Here is a 2,156-nt window from a genome sequence, read left to right on the forward strand (position 1 = left end):
TAACGCCTTGTGAGCCAGAAGAGAAATGGTATGTTGTGTTAAAACCTGATGTATCTATTTCAACGCCAGCGGTATTTAAAGATCCGAATTTGCCACGTAATACGCCTAAACGAGCGATGTCGGAATTGTTAAATACAAAATGGGAAAACGATTGCGAAAAAGTTGTTCGAGATCATTATTTCGAGGTTGAAGAATTGATGTCAAAATTGGTAAAATATGCCACGTTTCGGCTAACGGGAACAGGGGCTTGTATCTTTGCTGAATTTAATAGTAAAGAAGAAGCTGAGGCTGTTTTTGCACACAAACCTGCGAATACGTTTGGTTTTGTGGCTCAAGGGCAGAATCGTTCTCCGTTACACCAACGTCTTTTTTAACACCCTTATCCTAAAGGATCTATTCCAATGCCAGATATTAAATTGTTTGCAGGTAATGCAACCCCAGAACTTGCGAAACGTATTGCAGAACGTCTTTATATTTCTCTTGGTGATGCGACAGTAGGTCGTTTCAGTGATGGCGAAATCCAAGTTCAAATCAATGAAAATGTACGTGGTTCAGATGTATTTATCGTGCAATCTACTTGTGCACCGACTAACGATAACTTAATGGAATTGATCGTTATGGTTGACGCATTACGCCGTGCTTCGGCAGGTCGTATTACTGCGGTAATCCCTTACTTTGGTTATGCTCGTCAAGACCGTCGTGTACGTTCTGCACGTGTGCCAATTACAGCAAAAGTAGTTGCTGATTTCCTTTCAAGTGTGGGCGTGGATCGCGTATTAACGTGTGACCTTCACGCAGAACAAATTCAAGGTTTCTTTGATGTGCCAGTAGATAACGTTTTCGGTTCACCTGTGCTTATCAATGATATTCTTCAAAAAACTAACCTAAATAATCCAATTGTTGTATCACCAGATATCGGTGGTGTGGTGCGTGCTCGTGCAATTGCGAAATTATTAAACGATGCGGATATGGCAATCATCGACAAACGTCGTCCAAAAGCAAACGTTTCTCAAGTAATGCATATCATTGGTGATGTGGCTGGTCGAGATTGTATTCTCGTCGATGATATGATCGACACAGGCGGTACTTTAGTGAAAGCAGCAGAAGCGTTAAAAGAACGTGGTGCAACGAAAGTGTTTGCTTATGCCACCCACGCAGTATTATCAGGCACAGCCGCGAAAAACTTGGCAAATCCTGCATTAGATGAAGTGGTAGTAACGGATACAATCCCTCTTTCTGATGAAATTAAAGCACTCAACAAAGTCCGTGCATTAACATTATCAGGTATGCTTGCAGAAGCGATTCGTCGTATTAGCAACGAAGAATCAATTTCAGCAATGTTTGATGCTTAATTTTCTTTAAACCCAGTCGAAAGATTGGGTTTTTTTCTTGTTTATTTAATTATATCGTAATGAAAAATGGTTGCTAAGTTTGTCTTAGTTTTGCAACAAAAGAACGGTATGATTTTGTTTTAATTTTGGAAGAATATGTATTCTCTCATTCGCAAATTTATTTTTTCAATGCAGCCTGAAACGGCACACAATTTTACTGTGCAATCTTTAAAATTGGTGGGGAGTTTACCTTTCCCGATTTTACCAATACCTGAAAATCTAACTAAAGTAATGGGCTTAACATTTAAAAATCCAATTGGTTTAGCTGCGGGGGCAGATAAAAATGGAGAAGCCATTGATGGGTTTGGCAAATTAGGTTTTGGCTTTATTGAGGTAGGCACAGTAACGCCTTTAGCACAAGATGGCAATCCGAAGCCGCGCCAATTCCGCATAGTGGAAGCAGAAGGGATTATTAACCGTAATGGCTTTAATAACTTAGGCGTTGATGTGTTAGTAGAAAATGTTAAAAAATCAAAATATGACGGTATTTTAGGCATTAACATTGGTAAGAATGCGATTACTCCGATTGAGCGAGCATTAGACGATTATCAAATCTGTTTGCGTAAAGTGTATGAACACGCTGATTATATTACCGTGAATATTTCTTCGCCAAACACTAAGAATCTACGCAGTTTGCAGTATGGTGAGGCGTTAGACGATTTATTAAAATCATTGAAAGCAGAACAAGCTGCACTTTCGCAAAAGTTTGGCAAATATAAACCGCTTGTATTAAAAATTGCACCTGATTTAAACGAGGAAGAAATT

General features: G+C 39.2%; 2 protein-coding genes and 1 pseudogene. All 3 read left to right on the forward strand.

The window, feature by feature from the left end; all coding sequences use genetic code 11:
* Positions 1–374 (forward strand): annotated as a pseudogene (locus tag KH943_RS09965) (4-(cytidine 5'-diphospho)-2-C-methyl-D-erythritol kinase); the annotation flags it as partial.
* A gap of 27 nt (positions 375–401) precedes the next feature.
* Complete coding sequence (locus KH943_RS09970; RefSeq protein ID WP_005708697.1) at positions 402–1,352, forward strand: ribose-phosphate pyrophosphokinase; 951 nt, start codon at positions 402–404, stop codon at positions 1,350–1,352.
* A 135-nt stretch (positions 1,353–1,487) separates the two neighbouring features.
* On the forward strand, positions 1,488–2,156 hold a 669-nt coding region (pyrD, locus tag KH943_RS09975; RefSeq protein ID WP_304110427.1), incomplete at its 3' end, for a dihydroorotate dehydrogenase (quinone).

Source organism: Haemophilus parahaemolyticus, assembly GCF_018373095.1.
Taxonomy (GTDB): Bacteria; Pseudomonadota; Gammaproteobacteria; order Enterobacterales; family Pasteurellaceae; genus Haemophilus_A; species Haemophilus_A parahaemolyticus_A.